The sequence below is a fragment of the Zestomonas carbonaria genome (assembly GCF_904061905.1).
Classification (GTDB): Bacteria; Pseudomonadota; Gammaproteobacteria; order Pseudomonadales; family Pseudomonadaceae; genus Aquipseudomonas; species Aquipseudomonas carbonaria.
Genome location: NZ_CAJFCI010000080.1, coordinates 23257 through 42357, shown reverse-complemented (window position 1 = coordinate 42357; position 19101 = coordinate 23257). Strand labels below are relative to the sequence as shown.

Annotated in this window: 19 protein-coding genes; 9 read left to right on the top strand and 10 right to left on the bottom strand. The window is 65.8% G+C overall.

The features are described from left to right. Window positions 1–23: 23 nt before the first annotated feature. From PSEWESI4_RS21220 to PSEWESI4_RS21190, 7 genes are all read left to right on the top strand, one after another. Window positions 24–638 carry a TetR/AcrR family transcriptional regulator gene (locus tag PSEWESI4_RS21220; protein WP_187673217.1) on the top strand — a complete coding sequence of 205 codons (615 nt, stop codon included), beginning with the start codon at window positions 24–26 and terminating at the stop codon, window positions 636–638. Window positions 639–721: 83 nt separating this feature from the next. After that, complete coding sequence (locus PSEWESI4_RS21215) at window positions 722–1813, top strand: VOC family protein (protein WP_187673216.1); 1092 nt, start codon at window positions 722–724, stop codon at window positions 1811–1813. 139 nt (window positions 1814–1952) lie between these two features. After that, a complete protein-coding gene (locus PSEWESI4_RS21210) occupies window positions 1953–2906 on the top strand; it encodes a fumarylacetoacetate hydrolase family protein (RefSeq protein ID WP_187673215.1) in 954 nt (317 codons plus the stop codon). Beyond that, window positions 2906–4807, top strand: coding sequence for an acyl-CoA synthetase (locus PSEWESI4_RS21205; RefSeq protein ID WP_187673214.1), 1902 nt, complete (start codon window positions 2906–2908; stop codon window positions 4805–4807). The genes PSEWESI4_RS21210 and PSEWESI4_RS21205 overlap by 1 nt, the downstream gene beginning before the upstream one ends. Window positions 4808–4850: 43 nt before the next feature. Further along, window positions 4851–5867, top strand: a complete 1017-nt coding sequence (locus tag PSEWESI4_RS21200) for an MBL fold metallo-hydrolase (RefSeq protein ID WP_187673213.1) — start codon at window positions 4851–4853, stop codon at window positions 5865–5867. Window positions 5868–5994: 127 nt separating this feature from the next. Next, window positions 5995–7857, top strand: coding sequence for a DUF1302 domain-containing protein (locus tag PSEWESI4_RS21195; protein WP_187673212.1), 1863 nt, complete (start codon window positions 5995–5997; stop codon window positions 7855–7857). A gap of 13 nt (window positions 7858–7870) precedes the next feature. Next, window positions 7871–9232: a DUF1329 domain-containing protein gene (locus PSEWESI4_RS21190; RefSeq protein ID WP_187673211.1), complete on the top strand. Its 1362-nt coding sequence runs from the start codon at window positions 7871–7873 to the stop codon at window positions 9230–9232. 108 nt (window positions 9233–9340) lie between these two features. On the opposite strand, the gene PSEWESI4_RS21185 is transcribed toward PSEWESI4_RS21190, so the two are convergent. The 9 genes from PSEWESI4_RS21185 to PSEWESI4_RS21145 all read right to left on the bottom strand — a co-directional run bounded on the left by PSEWESI4_RS21185 (window position 9341) and on the right by PSEWESI4_RS21145 (window position 16635). Further along, the gene (locus PSEWESI4_RS21185) at window positions 9341–11290 is read right to left on the bottom strand and encodes a relaxase/mobilization nuclease and DUF3363 domain-containing protein (protein ID WP_187673210.1); all 1950 of its coding nucleotides are present in this window, start codon (window positions 11288–11290) and stop codon (window positions 9341–9343) included. A gap of 400 nt (window positions 11291–11690) precedes the next feature. Further along, entirely contained in the window at window positions 11691–12263 is a 573-nt protein-coding gene (locus PSEWESI4_RS21180; RefSeq protein ID WP_187673209.1) for a S26 family signal peptidase, read from the bottom strand. Then, entirely contained in the window at window positions 12260–12766 is a 507-nt protein-coding gene (locus PSEWESI4_RS21175) for a DUF2840 domain-containing protein (protein WP_235978991.1), read from the bottom strand. The genes PSEWESI4_RS21180 and PSEWESI4_RS21175 overlap by 4 nt, the downstream gene beginning before the upstream one ends. Window positions 12767–12780: 14 nt before the next feature. Further along, entirely contained in the window at window positions 12781–13032 is a 252-nt protein-coding gene (locus PSEWESI4_RS21170; protein WP_187673207.1) for a chromosome partitioning protein ParB, read from the bottom strand. Beyond that, entirely contained in the window at window positions 13029–13667 is a 639-nt protein-coding gene (gene parA / locus PSEWESI4_RS21165) for a ParA family partition ATPase (RefSeq protein WP_187673206.1), read from the bottom strand. Before parA ends, PSEWESI4_RS21170 begins: the two co-directional genes overlap by 4 nt. Window positions 13668–13908: 241 nt before the next feature. Continuing rightward, window positions 13909–14742, bottom strand: a complete 834-nt coding sequence (locus PSEWESI4_RS21160; protein ID WP_187673205.1) for a replication initiator protein A — start codon at window positions 14740–14742, stop codon at window positions 13909–13911. Window positions 14743–14768: 26 nt separating this feature from the next. Further along, on the bottom strand, window positions 14769–15065 hold the full coding sequence (locus PSEWESI4_RS21155; protein WP_187673204.1) for a helix-turn-helix transcriptional regulator: 297 nt from the start codon (window positions 15063–15065) through the stop codon (window positions 14769–14771). A gap of 84 nt (window positions 15066–15149) precedes the next feature. After that, window positions 15150–15947: a DUF2285 domain-containing protein gene (locus PSEWESI4_RS21150; protein ID WP_187673203.1), complete on the bottom strand. Its 798-nt coding sequence runs from the start codon at window positions 15945–15947 to the stop codon at window positions 15150–15152. 337 nt (window positions 15948–16284) lie between these two features. After that, a complete protein-coding gene (locus tag PSEWESI4_RS21145; protein ID WP_210768870.1) occupies window positions 16285–16635 on the bottom strand; it encodes a DUF2958 domain-containing protein in 351 nt (116 codons plus the stop codon). A gap of 295 nt (window positions 16636–16930) precedes the next feature. On the opposite strand from PSEWESI4_RS21145, the gene PSEWESI4_RS21140 reads away from it, so the two are divergent. After that, a complete protein-coding gene (locus PSEWESI4_RS21140) occupies window positions 16931–17221 on the top strand; it encodes a helix-turn-helix domain-containing protein (protein WP_187673201.1) in 291 nt (96 codons plus the stop codon). 47 nt (window positions 17222–17268) lie between these two features. On the opposite strand, the gene PSEWESI4_RS21135 is transcribed toward PSEWESI4_RS21140, so the two are convergent. Beyond that, window positions 17269–17580 (bottom strand): DUF736 domain-containing protein, encoded by a 312-nt coding sequence (locus PSEWESI4_RS21135; protein WP_187673200.1) that lies wholly within the window; start codon window positions 17578–17580, stop codon window positions 17269–17271. 748 nt (window positions 17581–18328) lie between these two features. Between PSEWESI4_RS21135 and PSEWESI4_RS21130 the strand changes: the two genes are divergently transcribed. After that, the gene (locus PSEWESI4_RS21130; RefSeq protein WP_187673199.1) at window positions 18329–18679 is read left to right on the top strand and encodes a hypothetical protein; all 351 of its coding nucleotides are present in this window, start codon (window positions 18329–18331) and stop codon (window positions 18677–18679) included. Window positions 18680–19101: the final 422 nt, after the last annotated feature.

Genomic DNA, 19101 nt, shown 5'->3' with positions numbered 1-19101 from the left:
GTTCGATTCTGGAGACAGTCCCCATGGAAGCCCTCAACCCCGTGCAACGCCGCATCCACCAGGCCGCGCTACGCCTGTTCGCCGAGAAGGGCGTCAACCAGGTCAACATCAGCGACCTGGCCCAGGAGGCCGGCGTGGCACGCGGCACCATCTACAACAACGTCGAGAGCATGGAGCAGTTGTTCCGGCAAGTCGCCAGCCAGTTGAGCAAGGAAATGCACCTGCGCGTCAGCAAGAGCTTCGCCGACCTGGAAGACCCGGCCGCGCGCCTGGCCAATGGCATTCGCTTCTTTATCCGCCGTACGCACGAGGAGCTTCAGTGGGGCATCTTCCTCAGCCGCTTCGCCATGAGCGATGCCGCGCTGCGCGAGATGTTCTACAGCCAGGCGACCACTGATCTGCTGAACGGCCTGAAGGTCGGTCGCTACAACTTCCGCCAGGAGCAACTGGTGACGGTGATCTCGCTGGTTGCCAGCGCCACGCTCGGTGCCATGTTCCTGGTCATCGAAGGGCTGAAGACCTGGCGCGAAGCGGGTAGCGACACCGCCGAACTGGTACTGCGCTCGCTCGGCCTGACGGAAGAGGACGCGCGTCGGTTAGCGACCAGTGAACTGCCGCCGCTCCCCGCGTTGAACTGACCGCCGACAAGACACCCAACGACCCCACCTGACGGGGTCGAGGGTTCGGCTTTGCCCGAAAAAAGCCACGGAGAACAACAACAATGACGCAACACTACTCACAGCCCACGCTCGATACCGCCCAGCCAGCGCGGCATCCACAGCCCACGGTCAAGGCCCAGGCGCTGGCCCACCTGATCTTCGAGCGCCCGGATCTCGACAAGGCCGCACATTTCCTCACCGACTTCGGTCTGCGCCTGGCTCGTCGCGACGACGACTGCCTGTACCTGCGCGGCACCGGGCCGGCCCCCTACTGCTACCGGATCCGCCAGGCGAACAAGGCGCGCTTCGTCGGCTTCGGTCTGGCCCTGGCCTCGCGCGCCGACCTCGAGCACATCGCCCGTCTGCCCGGTGCCTCGGCCATCGAGTCGCTGGTCACGCCCGGCGGTGGCGAGTGCGTGCGGCTCACCGATCCGTCCGGTTTCCTGATCGAGGCGATCCACGGCCAGCAACCTTCGCCGGCCATACCGCACCGCGCACCGCTGCCACTCAACGTGGTCGACGAGGTGCCGCGCATCAACGCTACCCAGCGCCCGCCGATCGCCCCACCGGAGATCATCAAGCTCGGTCACGTAGTGCTCGAAGTGGCCGATTACCAGGCCACCTGCGCCTGGTACACCGAGCATTTCGGCTTCATCCCCAGTGACGTGCAGGTGCTGCCGGACGGCTCGCCGGCGGTGACTTTCATGCGCTTGGATCTCGGCGATACCCCGGCCGACCACCACACCCTAGCGATCGCCCAGGGCTTCATGGCCACCTACAGCCATAGTGCCTACGAGGTGGTCGACGCCGACGCCGTCGGCATGGGCCAGCGGGTGCTGCACGAGCGTGGCTGGAAGCACGCCTGGGGCATCGGCCGGCACATCCTTGGCAGCCAGATCTTCGATTACTGGCAGGACCCCTGGGGCGACAAGCACGAGCACTACTGCGATGGCGATCTGTTCACCGCCGAGCACCCAACCGGACTGCACGCGGTAAGCCCGGAGGCCATGGCCCAGTGGGGGCAGCGCATGCCCAAGAGCTTCACCAAGCCGGTGATGAACCTGGCCGCCATGCGCGCCTTGTTGCACAACCTGCGCCGCAGCCCGGATCTGACTCTGCGCAAGCTAGTCACGCTGGCGCGGATGTTCGGCTAGATCCGCAGCCATGCGCCGCTGGAGCCGCCGCAGCCTGCTGAAGAGTGGTGCCGTGCTGGCCGGCGCTGCGTTGCTGCCGCCCCTGAACGCCACAGAACAACAACCCAGAAACGCCACTGTCGTACCAGGAGTCGCTTCCATGCCCGTCCACGTAGTCCACTTCGAACACCAGAACGAGCGCCAGTGGGGCGTCATCCGTGGTGAGCGCATCACACCCATCCCCGGCACGTTCGCCAGCACCGGTGAGCTGATCGCCGGCACCCGTCTGGACGAGCTCGCCGCCCTGCCAGACGGTGAGCTGGCACTGGCCGAGATCAAGCTGTTGTCGCCGGTGACACGCAACCAGCAGTTCGTCTGCCAGGGTGCCAACTACCGCCAGCACATGATCGAGTCCGGCATGGATCCGGACGCCAAGCACTTCAACATGATCTTTACCAAGGCACAGAGCTGCATCGTCGCCGCTGACAGCGAGCTGATCAAACCGCGCCAAGTGCGCTTCCTCGACTACGAGATCGAACTCGGCCTGGTACTGCGCCGTGAGATCGCCGGCAAGGTCACGGTGACCGACGCCACCCTGCACGAGTTCGTCGCCGGCGTGGTAATCGTCAACGACTACTCGGCGCGCGACATCCAGATCCCACAGATGCAGTTCTACAAGGGCAAGAGCTTCCGCACCTTCGGCCCGGTAGGGCCGTTCCTCTGCCTGCTCGGCCCGCAGGACATGGGTTACCTGAAGCAATTGCAATTGCGCCTGACGGTGAACGGCGAGGTACGCCAGAACGACAGCACCGCCAACCTGGTATTCGGCCCGGCCGAGACCCTCAGCGAGCTGTCCGGCGTGCAGGACTTCGCCGCCGGCGACCTGATCGCCACCGGCACCCCGGCCGGCTGCGCATTGTCGATCCCTTCCCCCACCAAACAACGCATTGCGGCCCTGCTGCCAGAGAGGGTCAAGTGGCAGGCTTTCATGAAGGTTCAGGCCGGGCGCAGCCAGTATCTCAAGGCCGGCGACCTGGTCGAGGCCAGCATCCGCAGCAGCGATGGTGTGATCGACCTCGGCGTACAACGCAATCGCGTAGTGGAGTACGTCTGATGGCCGTGAAGTCCCTGGCCGACATCCAGGCCATCGAAAGCATCTCGCTGTCGCAGCGCGAACTGCCGGCGAGCACCTACGCCGCCTTGCAACGCTGTGCGGCGGAGCATGCGCACGACACCGCGCTGAGCTTCTTCCTCGACGCCAAGAACTTCCAGCGCACCCACGACTGGAGCTACGCCGAGCTGCTGGCCGACATTACCCGCGCGGCAAATGCCTTCCACGACCTCGGCGTAGGGCCGAAGGACGTGGTCGCGTTCCTGCTGCCGAACCTGCCGGAGACCCACTTCACCATCTGGGGCGGCGAGGCGGCCGGTATCGTCATGGCCATCAACCCGCTGCTCGAGGCGGCGCAGATCGGCGAGCTGCTGCGCGCCGCCAACGCCAGACTGGTGGTCACCCTGGCACCGACGCCGGGTGTCGACCTGTGGCCGAAGCTGGTCAGCCAGCTCGAGCAGTTGCCCAGCGTGCGCGACATCGTCTGGGTCAACATGGCACCTTACGTCGGCACCCTGGCCGGTCAGGCTCTGCGCTGGATGGCCTGGCGCGAGAAGGCGCGCCGGCGCAGCCGACGCATCCACGACCTGCGCGCGCTGATGCGTCGCCAGCCTGGCGGGCACCTGAAAAGCGGCCGGCAGATCCGCGCCGAGGAACACTCCTCGTACTTCTGCACCGGTGGCACCACCGGCCTGCCGAAGATCGCCATCCGCAGCCACGGCTCGGAAGTATTCAATGCCTGGGCGATGGCCGCCAACCTGCAGCCACGCGAGCCGGGCCAGGTGATCTTCTGCGGCCTGCCGCTGTTCCACGTCAACGGCCAGCTGGTCACCGGACTGATGCCCTGGACTCACGGCGACCGGGTGATCATCGGCACGCCCCAGGGCTATCGCGGCGACGGCCTGATCGCGAGCTTCTGGGCAATCGTCGAGCACTTCGGCGTCAACTTCTTCTCCGGCGTGCCGACCGTCTATTCGGCGCTGTTGCAGCAGTCGGTCGGCGGCCACGACCTGTCCAGCCTGCAATACGCGCTGTGTGGCGCGGCTCCGATGCCGGTCGAACTGTTCCGCGAGTTCGAACAACGCATCGGCGTGCGCATTCTCGAGGGCTACGGGCTAACCGAGGGTGCCTGCGTATCCTCCATCAATCCACCGGACGGCGAGCGGCCGATCGGCTCGATCGGCCTGCGCCTGGCCTATCAGGACATGCGCGCGGTGATGCTCGACGACCACGGTGCGTACCTGCGCGACGCCGAGCCCGACGAGGTTGGGGTGATCGCCATCCACGGCCCCAACGTGTTCGCCGGCTACCTGGACGCCAGCCACAACCGCGGGGTGTGGATCGACATAGACGGCCGCCGTTGGCTGAACACAGGCGACCTCGGCCGCCAGGACGCCCAAGGCTACTTCTGGCTGACCGGACGCAAGAAGGAGCTGATCATCCGCGGCGGCCACAACATCGATCCGAAGCAGATCGAGGAAGCCCTGCAAGCGCACCCGGCGGTGGCGCTGGTCGCAGCGGTTGGCTGCCCTGATGCGCACGCCGGCGAAGTACCGGTGGCCTACGTGCAATTGACCGCTGGACAGTGCACGGACGAAACCGAGCTGCTCGGCTTCGCCAGCCAGCACATCAGCGAACGAGCAGCGCTACCCAAGCGCATCGAGATCCTCGACGCGCTGCCGGTGACGCCAGTGGGCAAGATCTTCAAACCGGCCCTGCAACAGCGCGAGATAGCCCGAGTGGTGCGCCAGGAGGCCGCGGAAATCGGCCTCGCCGACGTCTCCGTCGAAGTGATCCAGGACGCCCGCCGCGGACTGGTCGCACGCATCGCCGCCGGCCTGCAGCAAGAGCCCCTGAGACGGGCACTTGGACGCTACAGCTTCCAGATCGACTGGATGAATTGAACGCCAATATCAAGCGACAACAACAAGAAAAGAAGGAATACCTATGCGAACCCTGACCAAACTGGCAGCACTCACGCTGCTCGCCCTTTCTCTCGGCGGCTGCGAGCGCCTGCAGGAAGCCTTCATAGACACCAAGGTAAAGGATCAGACGGACTACTCGCTCGTTCAGGATCTATCGACCATCCGCGTGATCCTCTGTGGTACCGGTTCGCCACAAGCCGGCTCGCCACGCGGGCAAGCCTGTACCCTGGTAGCTGCCGGCGGTCTCCTGTTCCTGTTCGATGCCGGCGAAAATGCATTACGCAACGTGGAAAACAACCACGTGCCGCTGACGGCGCTGACCCGCGTATTCATCACCCACTGGCACTCCGACCACTTCAACGGACTGGGCGGGCTGATCAACCATACCTGGAACAGCGGTCGCCAACAGCCATTCGAGGTCTACGGCCCACCAGGCGTCGAACGGGTCGTTCAGGGCCTGGCAATGGCCTACGAGAACGATGTGGGTTTCCGCAGTGCCCACAAGCAGCCTGCAACTTCGCCCGAGCTGGCCTTCGCCGAGCCCCACGAAGTTCGGATCGCTCCCGACCAGGAATTCACCCGGGTGTTCGAGCAGAACGGTGTGACCATCGACGCCTACCGCGTCGACCATCACCCGGTTGATCCGGCCTATGGCTACGTCCTGCGCTACCAGGGCAAGAAGCTCTTCATCAGCGGCGACACCCGTGTCACTGAACGCTATCTGCCTGCCATGCAGGACGCCGATCTGGTCGTCCACGAAGCCATCAACAGTCACCTGATCAATATGGCGGCGGCGGCCTTCAAGCGCACCGACCAGCACGCTCGCGCCGAACAGGCCACTCGGGTGCTCTCCTACCACGCCGACACCCTCGCCCTGGCGCAACTCGCCGAGAAAGCCAACGTCCGCCATCTGGTGCTCACGCACCTGATCCCCAGCCCAACCGACTTCGTCAGCCGTCGACTGTTCGTAAGCGGCATGGCCGAGCGGTTCTCGGGCGTCATCACGCTAGGGGAGGACGCCATGGACATCCGACTCTAACCCTCTCCGGCTCCATCCCTGCCTTATTTCTGGCCGCCGCTCCGGCGCCGGCCATGGGCACGGTCATGCCTGGAAATCGCTGACTCGCGTAACGCACCACACCACAACAACAAGAGGTAGTAACGCAATGACCCGTAGACAACCACCATGGCGGCAAGCCCGTCTTGCCCTTGCCATCAGCCTCACGACCCTCTCTATCCAGACGGCATCGGCAGTGACCTTCAAGGTCGGCGATATCGAAGGTCAGTTCGACTCGACCCTTTCGGTCGGAGCCAGTTGGGCGCTGCGCAACCCCAAGCAGGAGCTGCTCAATGGCCGCAGCGGCGACGACGGCCGGCGCAACTTCGAACAGGGCAAGACCTTCTCGAAGATCTTCAAGGGTATCCACGACCTCGAACTCAAGTACGGTGATACCGGCATTTTCCTGCGCGGCAAGTACTGGTACGACTTCGAACTGAGGGACGAACACCGCGAGTTCAAGGACATTGACGACCATAACCGCAAGGAGGGAGCCAAGTCCGCGGGCCGGCAACTGCTCGATGCCTTCATCTACCACAACTACCTGATCGGCGAGCTGCCGGGCACCGTGCGTCTCGGCAAGCAGGTGGTCAATTGGGGCGAGAGCACCTTCATCCCCGGCGGCATCAACGCCATCAACCCAGTGGACGTCGCTGCATTCCGCCGGCCGGGCTCGGAGATCAAGGAAGGGCTGATCCCGGTGAACATGTTCTACCTCTCGCAAAACTTCACCGATAACCTCTCCGTCGAAGGCTTCTACCAGCTCGAATGGGATCAGACGGTCGTCGACAACTGCGGCACCTTCTTCTCCCAGACCGACGTCATCGCCGACGGTTGCGACGGCCTGCGCGCGGGGCCGGCGCTCGACCAGAACCCCGCCGCCCAGGCCGCGCTCAGCCCGTTCGGCATCCAGCTCACCAACGAAGGCATCAAGGTTCCCCGCAGCGGCGACCGCGACGCCCGCGACAGCGGCCAGTGGGGTATGGCATTGCGTTGGTTCGCCCCGGAGCTGAACAGCGAGTTCGCCGGCTACGTCATCAACTACCACAGCCGGCAACCGTACTTCAGCACCACCACCGGGCCAAATGCCACGGATCTCGGCTTCGCTCCGCAGCTCTGCGCCAATCTGGGCATTCCCGCTCCGGGCTGCGCCGGCTTTCTCGGCAGTGCCGATGGCCAGGGGCTGGTGCAGGCCTACCGCCTTGGCAGCGCGAACTACTTCGCCGCTTACCCCGAGGACATCCGCCTCTACGGCCTGAGCTTCAGCACCGGTCTGCCCACCGGCACCACCTTGTCCGGCGAGATCAGCTACCGGCCGAACATGCCGGTGCAGATCAACCCGGTCGACCTGGTTTCCTCCGTCGTCGGCATCCCAGCCATCACGCCGGTGGTATCCTCGGGCGCAATGGCCGCCGCCAACAACCTCGACCTCTACGGCTACCGGCGCAAGGAGGTCACTCAGGCACAGGTCACCGCCACACACTTCTTCGACCAGGTGATGGGGGCCGATCGCCTGACCCTGATCGGCGAGGCCGGTGTGACCTATGTCGGCGGACTGGAAGGCAAGGGAGGCCTACGCTACGGCCGCAGTACCCTCTACGGCCAGGGCCGGCTATACCCGGACAACAGCGTCTGCACCACTCTCACCAATGCCCAGGCACCGCAGCACTGTACCGATGATGGCTACGTTACCAGCAGCTCCTGGGGCTACCGTGTCCGCGCCATCTGGGAGTACAGCAACCTGATCCCCGGAGTGCAGATCAACCCCAGCCTCGCCTGGTCTCACGACGTCAAGGGCTATGGCCCGGAGCCCGGCTTCAACGAAGGCTCAAAAGCCATCAGCCTCGGCATCGACGCCACCTACCTCAACACCTACAGCGCCAGCCTGTCGTACACCGACTACTTCGGCGGCAACTACAACGTCAACGTCGACCGAGACTTCGTGGCCCTGAGCTTCAGCGTCGCCTTTTAAGCGAGATTCCCCAATGAAAACGACTACTGTCCTCCTTGCGACCCTCTCACTGTCCATCAGCAGTCTGCTACAGGCTGCCGTTCCTGCCAGCGAAGCCGCCAAGCTTGGAACCACTCTCACGCCGGTCGGTGCGGAAAAATCGGGTAATGCCGAAGGCAGCATTCCGGAGTGGACTGGCGGCCTGCCGAAAGCCTCCGGAACCGTAAACCCGGCGACAGGCTATCCAAGCGATCCATTTCGCAACGAACAACCGATTTTTATCATCAACGCTCAGAACTACACCCAGTACGCAGACAAGCTGACCCCGGGCCAGCAAGCGATGTTCAAACGCTACCCGGACAGCTATCGCATGCGCGTCTATCCGACACATCGTAGTGCCAACTTTCCGGACTTCGTGTACCAGGCTGCGGCAAGAAACGCCATCAACACCTCCCTAGTCGGGGAAGGGAGCGGTCTGCAGAATTTCGAGACAGCCATCCCCTTCCCGATTCCACAGAACGGTGTCGAAGTGCTGTGGAACCATATGACCCGCTACCGTGGGGGAAGCCTTCGCCGTACCCATGTGCAAGCTACACCTCTCGCCAACGGCACCTACAACCTGGTTCACTTCAGGCAGCAGTTCACCTACCGCGATCAGCTGAGGGATTTCAACCCGAACAAGCCTGGCAACGTGCTGTTCTATTACCGGGGTCAGGTTACCGCTCCTGCTCGTCTGGCGGGTGATGTGGTGCTCGTCCACGAAACGCTCGATCAGGTCAAGGAGCCACGCATGGCGTGGATCTATAACGCCGGCCAGCGCCGTGTACGCCGTGCGCCGCAAGTCGCCTATGACGGCCCCTATCCCGCTTCCGAAGGCCAGCGCGTCGCCGACAATCTGGATATGTACAACGGCTCCCCCGAGCGCTACGAATGGAAGCTGCTGGGCAAAAGAGAAATCTACATCCCCTACAACAGCTTCCAACTGGAATCGACCGACCTCAAATACTCCGACATCGTAAAACCAGGCCACATCAACCCCGACCTCCCTCGCTACGAGCTGCATCGCGTGTGGGTTATCGAGGGCTCACTCAAACCTGGCAGTCGCCATATCTACGCCAAGCGCACGTTCTATCTGGACGAAGACACCTGGCAGATCGCGCTTGCCGATCACTTCGATGCCCGCGGTACGCTTTGGCGCACGGCGGAGGGCTTCATGGTTCCGCTTTACGACAAGCAGATTCCGTGGGCCGGGGTCGAGGCGCTGTATGACCTGATCAGCGGACGCTACATCGTTTCCGGCATGCGTAACGAGGAAAAAACGCCAGTCGAATTCGGCTTCCCCGCGCAGGCTGCTGACTACACCCCTGCCGCACTGCGCAACGCAGGGGTGCGCTAGAGCTACTCCGTCGATGGCTACCCGCCAGAGACTTTGGCCGCCGCTCCTGGCGGCCTTTTTATGTCAACTAGAATGTTCGGGAAGTCATGACCAGACTTTCAAATCTATCTATCGTCCCATGGTTCTGCTCACATCCCAGGCGGCCCCCTGGCCGCTGATCGTGGCGGAAACCGATCTCCCCAAGTAGCGCTCTACCACCGGCTTCCAGGGCACCAGGCTGAAGCCTTTGCCGTCATCGAGCATCGCGTAGCGCCCGCTGGCGAGCATGACGCTGCGCCGGTAGACGCCGCTGACGCGTTGGCCGTCGCCCACCGGGCGGTGCTCCAGCCCGGTGTCGGCGGCAATGGTCTGCGCGGCCGTCGTCAGCTCCCGGTTGCGCAGTGTCCGCAGCAGGTTACGCGCGAGGATCACGCGCTGGCCGCGCCGCTCGGCCAGGCCCTGTTCGGCGAGGAAGTCGGCGCGCTGCTGGAGCGCCTGCCACACCTCGCTGCCAAAGCCCAGCTCGCCCAGGCCCTCGCCGCCACCGATCAACTGCTGGTCGAGCCAGGTGGCGCCGATCACGCGGGCCTGCCGCTCGATGGATAGGTGCGATTTCAGCTCCACGGCTACACCGCCGCCCAGCCGCTGGGTGTCGTGCCGCCGGCCCTGCTCGGGCAGGTCGGCCGGGATTTGCCAGACGCCTCCGCCCAGGCGCTCCACGATGCCGGCGCGGCGCAGGGCCTCCAGCCGGCGGACGTGGGCGGCGACCACCTCGGCGGGGGCGCGGCCGGGCACGGCCTGCGCCTTGGCCACGGCCAGGTGCTGGTCGGTGCGGTACAGGCCATCGACGGCCAGCGCGGCGATGGTCTTGTCCGCCGCGCGCACGCCGGCCGCGCCTTTCACCTCCACCACCGCGCCCCTGGGGTACTGCTCCAGTTCCGTGCGGGGTGGCAGTGCGACGTAGTGCGCCTTGCCGTCGGTGCCATCGACGATCAGGTAGCCCTTGTCGTACAGCTCGTCGGCCAGGCCCTTGGCGGCGACGCGGCCGATGACCGGGCGCGCCTTGTCACCCGGCTCGAACACCGCCAGCTCGCGCTGCGCGTCGCCCATCGCGCGCTGCATGGTGCGGATGATGTCGCCGCGCTCGCCCATCGCCCGCAGGGTGTCTTCGGAGCTGGGGTGAATGGCCCATACGCCGGGCTCGGGTTCGCGCACCAGCCCCATGCGCTGCAAGTGTTGCAGGCGGCCGATCAGCAGCAGGCGCTGGGGTCGCAGACGGGGCAGCACTTCCAGCCGCACGAGGCTGATCCGGCCGTTCACCGCTTCGCGCTGTATGGTGCGATCCAGCCCCGTCCAGCGCTCCTGCTCCACCTCGCGGGCCATGCTTTGCTGGATCTCCAGTTCGGTGCGCGGACCGAGCCATTCGGTGGCCAGTTCGGCGGCGCGGCGGCGCATTCCTTCGGCGATGTAGTCGCGGGCGATGATGAGGTCTTTGCCGGTGTCGTCCTTGCCGCGCAGCACGATATGGGTGTGCGGGTTGTCGGTGTTCCAGTGATCGACGGCGACCCAATCGAGTTGCGTGCCCAGGTCGGCCTCCATGCGCTGCATCAGGTGGCGGGTGTAGGTGCGCAGGTCGTCGAGCTGTTCGGCATCTTCCGGCGAGACGATGAAGCGGAACTGGTGCCGGTCTTCGCGGCCGCGTTCCTCGAAGGCGGCCAGGTCGGCGTCGTCGGTCATCGGCCCGTAGGCACGGCCCCGCCCGCCCTGGCGGTCCACGCCTTCGCGCTCGATGTAGCGCAGGTGGGTGGTGGTCGAGCGCGGCCCGGCCTTGGCGAGATTCACCAGCCGGGTCTTGATGGTGACGCGGCGCGCATTGGCGCCCAGCGACCGCCCGGCGAAGCGTGCGGCGACGTGCCCACGCCCCAGCCGGGCACCGGGACGGTGGCCTGCCTTGCCGACCTTGGCACCGGCCTTGCTGGCCTGCTTGAGCACGCGGTTGACGAACGACTGAGGGCGATCCTTGGGCGCGCCAGGGCGGATTCGGAAGCGGTCGGCGTCGTCGCCGCTGCGCCGGCTCATGGGGTGGCCCCAGCGCAGTCCAGCGCGCCAGAGGGCGCGATGCACGCGGTTTTGCCAGAGCCTATGCGACCTTGGCGCTGTTCGCGGCACGGTGCCGCTCCCCGGCGCGTGCCGCGCTCCCCCCATGTGCAGACTGGCTTTTCGCGCAACGCAGTGCCGCGACCTTTTATCTTGCCCTGCATCTGCCCCGCGCCTGACGGCACGGGGGTGCGATGCCCCGGCGGCGCTGCGCCTGGCGCAGCCCAGCCGCCGGCGAGCGCCAGCCCTGCCTGCGGCATGGCGCGCTCGGGGCAAGCTGTCTGCACGGGGGAATGCCGGGCCAAGCGCGGTGCGAAGGCACACGCGTGGCACCGGCATGAACGCGAAGGCGGCACGCCGAAAGGCGCAAGGATATGCGCCGTCATGGCTGCGGCTCCAGGCGCAGCGGCTGCGCCACGCCGAGCACGGCGGCGGCGCTGGCCGGGCCAAAGTAGCGGCTGTCGAATGACGCCGGGTTGGTGACGTTGAGCAGGAACAGTTCGCCCTGGGCAAGTGGCCTGCACTGCGGCCAGGATGGCAGCGGCCGGCCCCGGCGGTCGGCGCGCAGCACAGCGGCCACCGGCACGCCGTCGATGCGCACCACGCCATTGACGATGCAGACGTGTTGCGGCGCCACCGCGCCGACACGTTTGAGCAGCGGGATGTGCGACGGCAGGTAGCCGCGCTGCGCAGCGAGCGCGGCGGCGTCTGCCGGCAAGGTGGTGAGCACGATGCTGTCCACCGGCAAGGCACCGGGCAGCGCGTGCGCCGGTGCGATGCGATACCAGCCGACCGGCACGCTGTCGGACGGGTTGTAGACGATGCGCACCGCCGGCTGTACGAAGGCGGCCCAGGCCAGCGCCGCGAGGCCGCAGACAGCGAGTGCGGCCAGTGCAAGGCGAACGCGACGGCGTAAGCGAGGCACGGCGACGGTCGTTGTGGTGGGTGCGGTCATTGCAGCGCCCTCCCGGCCAGCCAGGCCGCATGGCGCTCGGCGCTGTAGTCCGGCAGCGGCAGGTGCGCGGCCAAGCGGTTGCCCAGCGTGCGCCAGTAGGCCGGCGACACCTCGGCAGGCTCGATGCCCAGCGCCTCGATGGCGTCGATCCGTGCGAGCACGGCTCGCGTTTTCTGTTCGCCTTCGGCGTGCAGCAGGATGCGCGCGCCGGGGTGAATGCCAGGGATGCTCTGCATGGCGTCCAGCGGCGTGCAGGCTTGCAGCACCATGAGCTGCCAGCGCACGGTGCCGTAGTCGTTCGATTGCCAGCGGATGCGGCAGAAGATCACCGTGGGCAGGAACACCGCACAGCGCCGCCAGCGGTCGAGCTGGACGGTGCGCGCCGGGTGGCCGAAGCGCAGGTAGAGGTTGATGCGCTGCTCGACATACGCGAGCGAAACGCGCGTGAGCGGCGTGCTGCTGGCGAGTGCGGCGAGCGGTTGCGGTGACGGCGGCGTTGCCATTTGTGTGGTGGTGTTCATGGTGTGTGCTCCGGGAACTCGCGCTCCAGCAGCGCGCGCAGCAGCTCGGCCACGGTCACGCCCTGGGTGAAGGCCAAAACCTTGATGCGGGCGCGCATGGCGGGCGTCACGTCGAGGGTCAGGCGCGCGGTGTAGAGGTCGCCTTTCTGGAGGTCGGCGCTGTCGCCCTGGCGAATCCACGCTTCGGCCTGCGGATTCGCCGGCGGACGCGCGCCGATGGCGATGCGTTTGCCGCGTTCCCTGCTCATGACGGCCACCGCAATAGCTCGTCCACCAGCGCGGTGATTTCGCGCGCGGCCATGCTGTCGGGGGCTGTCTCGCACGCGAGCCGGCCGGTGGCCACGCTGTCGGCGAAGACGATGCGCTGGCGCACTTCGGAACGCAGGGCCGGCAGGGGCTGTTCGGCGAGCGCGTTGCGCGCTTCGCGGCCGATGATCGTGGTGCTGATGCGCCGGTTGATGACGAAGCCCGCGCGTAGCGCCGGCCGGAATACCTGCGCCTCGCGGATCAGCGCCACCATCTCGGCGCTGGCCCACAGGTCGTAGGGGCTGGGCTGCACCGGGATCAGCACGCAATCGGCCGCCAGCAGCGCGGAGCGCGCGAGTGCGGCAATGCGTGGTGGACCGTCGATGACGATGTGATCGCAGCGCCGGGCCAGTTCCGGCGCTTCCTGGTGCAGCGTTTCGCGGGCCAAGCCCACGGCGCTGAACAGCCGTGGCAGGCCCTGTTGGCTTCTGCGCTGCGTCCAGTCCAGTGACGAACCCTGCGGGTCGGCATCGAGCAGGATCACCTGCTGACCGCGCAGCGCGAGTTCGCCGGCGATGTGGGTGGCGAGCGTGGTCTTGCCGACGCCGCCTTTCTGGTTGAGCAAGGCGACGATCATGGCGCGGCCCTCCCCACTGGAAAGCCGACCTAGCCGTGCCGTTTCGCGGTTGTCCACCGCAACGACGCGCCTCTACAACAAGTTAGAGCTTTTAAGTTAGAGAAGTTAAGGGAGGCTGGAGCCCGCGCAGGATCTGGCCTGCAGAGGATTTCGTACGCCTGATGGCACGATAGGGACACGCCCGATAGCACGATACCCCGTACGCCTGATAGCACGAGCCCATTCACAGGTTTTACCGCGCTTATCCCCGTGCCGTGGGCGACACGGGCCGGAACGTCAGCAGCTCCGCGCGGGCCTCCGGGATGCGCTCGATGCCGAGCACATAGCCGGGCAGCGACTGTCGCGCCACCAGGGCGCGCAGGTCGCAGGCGAAGTCGCAGAGCCTGGCCGTGCTGCCCGACTTGCGGTGCAAGTGGCGGAAGTCGAACTGCCAGCCGTCCGGCTGCCTGCCGCCATGCTTGCGCACCAGACGGTACAGCCAGCGCTCGATGCCGCCGGTGAGGCGGAAATACGCCGGGTCGATGGTCAGCACCAGGGCGGCGTCCAGCACACCCGCGTAGAACCAGTCCGGCAGGATCAGCTCGATGCCCAGCGGCGCGCCGCGAGCGTCGGCCAGTTCCTTCCACTCGTTGATCCAGGAGAAACGATGCAGGCGCCGCCCGCTGGTCTCGCGGATGGAGGTGGCCACCGTGGTCGACTGCAGGCGATCCAGGGCGGCCTTCAGGCGCTGGTAGTCGCGCAGCGACACCCCGCGCCCGATGAAGCGCAGGATCTCGTAAGGCGTGGCGCGCATCAGCCGTGACGGGGACAGGCCCGCGTCGCGCGCCGTGACAATCTGGCTGGCCGCCCAGATCAGCACGTCGGCATCCCAGATCGTGGCGATGCCGTGCTCCCGGGTGCCCTCCACACGCACCGTGACACCGCTGGACTGGAAGTCGATCGGTGTGGTGCGCCGCGACTTGGCCAGCGAGAAGAACGGATAGGCCATCAGATCCTGGCTGTCGCGCGGCGCCATGTCGCCCGGCAACGCGCGGAACAGGTCGAGCTGTTCCCGCTCCGACGCAGAGCCGGTCATGGCGATGGCCACCGGCGAGCCACCGATCAGTGCGCACGGCTGTCGGCCGAGTGCCGCTCGGCGTATTCGGGATCGGAGGTGGCCTCGAAGCTGTGCTGGTCGGCCCAGGCATCGAGGTCGGCGACGGCGTACATGACGCGCCGGCCGAACTTGCGAAAGCGCGGACCGCCACCGATCACGCGCTGTTTCTCCAGCGTGCGCGGCGACAGGCGCAGGTAGGCGGCCGCCTCGTCGTTGGTCAGGTAGCGCTGCGGCTGGACAGCGGCGGCGGGTTGCAGGGGCTTGGCGTGGGTAGCGGCGGGTCGTACGGGAGCGGGTCGCATGGGGTGAGCCTCCATCGTTCAGGACAGCCCGGCCACACCAGCGCAGCCGGATGGAGGCAGTCTCAGAAAGGCTTGGAGGTCTGCTCAGGGTCGTTTTGCGGACCGCGTCGAACGACCCTCCCCATGCCCATCGAGCTGTGCCAGGTGGCGATAGCCGCCGTGCATCAGCGTCCGGCCGCGCCGCACCAGGCGGCGCACCTTCGAGCGCAGCCCGCCGTCGGCATGCCAGCCACCGGTCACCGCCGTCGGGCCGAACAGCCCCTGCGCCACCTCGCGCAAGGACGCCCCCGCCAGGGTGGCGTCGAGCGCCTGCAGGGTATGCAGCTCCAGCAGCGCGGCCGGACTCGGCCGGCACCGAACCACCGCGAATGGCGCGGCATCGGCCGCGACAGCCAGCTTGTCCAGCTCGGCCGCGAGGGCGCAGTAGCGTGCGCAGGGCCTGGCGCAGGCCCGCACGGCATGGACGTAGGCCATGCCCCCTTCCAGACCTGGCGCCAGGGCCAGACGCAGGCGGCAGCCCGGCCAGCGCGTCGTCAGCAGCAGTCGCCGGCCGTCGTGGACCAGGCATTTGCTGCCCGGGATGCGCCAGAGGTCGAAGACCGTGGCGTCGGGCATGGGATCGACATCGGGATAGAGCTGGATCAGCTCCGGGTGGTCGGGAAACCAGGCCGGATGCGCGTCACGCGCGTCCAGGCGCGGATCCTCCAGCAGGCGCAGCCCCCAGCGTGGAGCCGCCTCGGGCCGGCGCTGGCGCTCCCGCCAGTCGCGGCGGTACTCCGGGTTCCGGCGCAGGTACTCCCAGGCCAGGGCAAGGTCATCCAGGTGCAGGACGTAGAGATAGGCCGCGGTGGGATACCAATGCTTAGCGTCGTGATCGGCCATGAGGCAACCTCCCTTTGCACAGGGTCCGTCGCCACGGGCTCGCAACGCGAGGTCAGCGCCTCCTCGACACAGCATCAGGTGGAAACACGTCAAACGTACAGCATCAAGACCGATTGACTCCGAAGCGTTACGCGGATCGTCCGAATGCGACAGCGCCGCCGTCCATCATTGGTACGGCACCAGGCACAGCCTGCAGCCTGCAGCCTTGAGCGTTGGCCATCATGACCGATTGGGTCAGGGTGACATCGCCTGACTGCAACAATGCCGATTGAGACGGCCTCGGTCTGGACTCAGACTGGATCGATCACAGTGCGCCAGGGCCAGCCAGGTGGATTGGTCAATCCAGAATCGAGCCGTTGATGCGCGCCAGACGCGTGTACTCCGACAGCGTGCGCGTTGCCCGGAAGTACAGGTCGCGCATGACCGGGCGCCCGAGCGGCCCGACGATGGAGGCCAGCTCGGACAGTTTCACCGTGCCCAGCGCGGGCATGCCGATGCCCAGGTCGCACAGGCCATAGGCCGTGTCCTCGTCTGATGGATCGAGATCGGCCAGAAGCCAAGTGGCATGCGCGTCGGGGGTGAACAGGCGCACCACCGGCAAGGGGTCGACGACCTGGCCCGCCGCCCGGGAGCGACCGTTCGCCAGCAACTGCTCGCGCTCCACCTCGGAGATGAGCGACAGGGTCATGGCCGTGAGCCGGAAGGCGCCGATGCACGGATGCGCTTGCGCACGGAAGCGCCGATCCGCCGATGCGGATTTGTGCATTCGCTCAAATGCACAGAGGTGCATTCCAGCAAAACCGTGAAGTCGCCAAGGCGTGGAATCGGCATTGCGCAAGTCAGGAAAGACACGGAGGCGCCTCTGCGGTTCTGATGAAATCCGCCGGTACGGGTTTCCGTAAAAGCACGAAAGCGCTGGAAATCCCACCAATGAGTTAAAGATAACGTGGTTTTGATTCTCTCTCGGTCGGACGCTTCTGTCCATGCAGAAGCGACCCGTCCAGCCCGGCCGACCGGCCGGCTCCACCACCTTCGATGCCGAGCTGGCTCAAGCCTTCGGCGCGGCGGTGCGCGCGCTGCGCATGGAGCGCGGCATCGCGCAGGAGTCGCTGGCGAACCTCGCCGGCATCGAGCGCTCGCACATGGGCAAGGTCGAGCGCGGCGAGCACATGCCCACGCTGGCGATCATCTTCAAGATCGCCGGCGCGCTCGACTGCAGCACCGCGGCGCTGCTGGCTGCGACGGAAAGCCAGCTCGCCAGCTCCAGGGCGTAGCCCCGCGACAGCGCCCCGCCGCAATGGGCGGGGCGAAGAGGTGGCCGTCAGGCCACCGATTTGCTGCGCGACCAGATCAGGTTGTGCGTACCGTCCTCCTCCTCGATCAGCCGGGCGTAGATGGTCGCCGGGAACGAAGGATCGTCGAGGGTCACGGACAGGTAGGGCCGCTCGGCCTGGCTGACTTTCTTCCAGGCCGCGCCGATGTCGTAGCCGCCGGCCGCCTGGATGCGGTAGTCGGGGGCGTTCTCGCTGTTCCTGTCGTTGGGGACGAACTTGACCTTGACGTTGAGCGTCAGGGTGCGGACCGTGCCGGTGAAGCCGTCGTTCTGGGCGGTGAAGGTGCCGATGTTGGCCATGATGATTTCTCCTTTCGGGGTAACCAAGGTCGCGCCCATCGCGTCCTTGTTGTGATCCGTCCGGCGGGGGACGGGCTGGCCGCACCGCGCAGCGGCCGCAACAGCGTGGAGGACCGGGAGGCGCACAGAATTTGTGGGCGAGGAATCCGCGCAGCGGAGGGGAAATTGTTTGCGCCGGACGGTTGCGGCCATGAGGCCCGAGGCGCAGCCGCGCCCCCGCCAGGATTCACGACAAGCCAAGGACGCAGCGGGCCGAGCGCCCCCGGAAGGAGACAGGACCAACCCGGAATCCCCGCATGACGGCTTCAGCGGCCTGCCCCCTGGCACGGGCAAGGCCAACACCCCCGACGACGGGTGAGAACGCCCTTGCCGCAGCCTGCGGCAAGCGGCTTGAGGCGTGGACTGGAAGCGCCATGGCGAGGCCGTGCGGACTGTCTGTGGCCCATCCTTCGTGACCTGGAGCTAGCAACCGTCAGCGGCGGGGACGGTACGCGTATGCACAACCTGCCGCAGCAAGCTGGGGCGTAGCCCAGCGTCCCGCCCGTTGCGGCGGGGTGCTATCAAAAGCCCACCACTCCAATGGCCGGCGGTCAGATTCGTCTATAAGACCAGGGTCGATTCACATCATTATCACCCCCGGCGACAACACAGGAGCGGGCCCTCCGTTTGAAGTAGAAATTGCAGATGTCATGCACTGTGTTTATATACAGATATCAAGACCTGATTTTGAATCCATCTAGGCGAGCCCATGGAATTAAACAAGGCCAGATTGGTGATGTTGCTGTTGGCACTTATTGGTATCCCTACAACCGGATACGGGCTTTACGTTAAGTATCTGAAAGAAGCATCAGTCACTGTGATGTCTGGAGCTGAAGCAATAGATTTGTATAAACAATGCATGCTGCTTCGGGCAAAAACGACACCTCAGCGACCGCAGCAGGCAAAAGCCTTCTTGGCTGATGCGGAGAGAAAGCTGCCTGAAGCAGTAAGCGCAGCATCTAGGTTGGCTGCTCTAGACAAAGGCCCAAGCTCGACCATCATCGTTACTGAGCTGCCGAAGTGCGTTGCAGAACTCAAAAAAGAAATCTCTAAATCGTAGAATGTAGATGCCGCCCTCGTCCCTACGCATCAGACGACTGTGAACCTCACTGACACGGCGATAGCGCTCCAAAATCCATGGCACAGATGCAGCAGTGAAAACCGCCGCTAAGCGTTGTTCCCAACGTCCCTCTCGTAGCAAACGCGACCTGATGTTTACCGTCATGAACAGACACGAGCCCCAAGCTTGTCGAGTACATCGCTCAGAATCTAAATCTGGATTAGCGCCCAAACCATCAGGCGACAGATGGTCTTGGGGCTGTTCCTGCGCTTGGATGAAACTGGTGAGGCACAACCTGCCGCAGCCAAGTCGAGCGTGCCCCGTGCGCCCTGTCCCCTCGTGGCGGGGTGCCTGGCCCTGGCAAGCGGAGCGCGCAGGCGTGAGGGATTGAAGCCGAAGGCCGTGACGCCGCAGGCGACACG

Coding starts and splice junctions, on each gene's coding strand:
- PSEWESI4_RS21190 (WP_187673211.1), top strand. CDS start 7,871: ATGAAAACGACTACTGTCCTCCTTGCGACCCTCTCACTGTCCATCAGC.
- PSEWESI4_RS21135 (WP_187673200.1), bottom strand. CDS start 17,580: ATGGCCAACATCGGCACCTTCACCGCCCAGAACGACGGCTTCACCGGC.
- PSEWESI4_RS21155 (WP_187673204.1), bottom strand. CDS start 15,065: ATGCGACCCGCTCCCGTACGACCCGCCGCTACCCACGCCAAGCCCCTG.
- parA (WP_187673206.1), bottom strand. CDS start 13,667: ATGATCGTCGCCTTGCTCAACCAGAAAGGCGGCGTCGGCAAGACCACG.
- PSEWESI4_RS21180 (WP_187673209.1), bottom strand. CDS start 12,263: ATGACCGCACCCACCACAACGACCGTCGCCGTGCCTCGCTTACGCCGT.
- PSEWESI4_RS21200 (WP_187673213.1), top strand. CDS start 4,851: ATGCGAACCCTGACCAAACTGGCAGCACTCACGCTGCTCGCCCTTTCT.
- PSEWESI4_RS21215 (WP_187673216.1), top strand. CDS start 722: ATGACGCAACACTACTCACAGCCCACGCTCGATACCGCCCAGCCAGCG.
- PSEWESI4_RS21195 (WP_187673212.1), top strand. CDS start 5,995: ATGACCCGTAGACAACCACCATGGCGGCAAGCCCGTCTTGCCCTTGCC.
- PSEWESI4_RS21185 (WP_187673210.1), bottom strand. CDS start 11,290: ATGAGCCGGCGCAGCGGCGACGACGCCGACCGCTTCCGAATCCGCCCT.
- PSEWESI4_RS21220 (WP_187673217.1), top strand. CDS start 24: ATGGAAGCCCTCAACCCCGTGCAACGCCGCATCCACCAGGCCGCGCTA.
- PSEWESI4_RS21145 (WP_210768870.1), bottom strand. CDS start 16,635: ATGACCCTGTCGCTCATCTCCGAGGTGGAGCGCGAGCAGTTGCTGGCG.
- PSEWESI4_RS21150 (WP_187673203.1), bottom strand. CDS start 15,947: ATGGCCGATCACGACGCTAAGCATTGGTATCCCACCGCGGCCTATCTC.
- PSEWESI4_RS21205 (WP_187673214.1), top strand. CDS start 2,906: ATGGCCGTGAAGTCCCTGGCCGACATCCAGGCCATCGAAAGCATCTCG.
- PSEWESI4_RS21130 (WP_187673199.1), top strand. CDS start 18,329: ATGGAATTAAACAAGGCCAGATTGGTGATGTTGCTGTTGGCACTTATT.
- PSEWESI4_RS21210 (WP_187673215.1), top strand. CDS start 1,953: ATGCCCGTCCACGTAGTCCACTTCGAACACCAGAACGAGCGCCAGTGG.
- PSEWESI4_RS21140 (WP_187673201.1), top strand. CDS start 16,931: ATGCAGAAGCGACCCGTCCAGCCCGGCCGACCGGCCGGCTCCACCACC.
- PSEWESI4_RS21175 (WP_235978991.1), bottom strand. CDS start 12,766: ATGGCAACGCCGCCGTCACCGCAACCGCTCGCCGCACTCGCCAGCAGC.
- PSEWESI4_RS21170 (WP_187673207.1), bottom strand. CDS start 13,032: ATGAGCAGGGAACGCGGCAAACGCATCGCCATCGGCGCGCGTCCGCCG.
- PSEWESI4_RS21160 (WP_187673205.1), bottom strand. CDS start 14,742: ATGACCGGCTCTGCGTCGGAGCGGGAACAGCTCGACCTGTTCCGCGCG.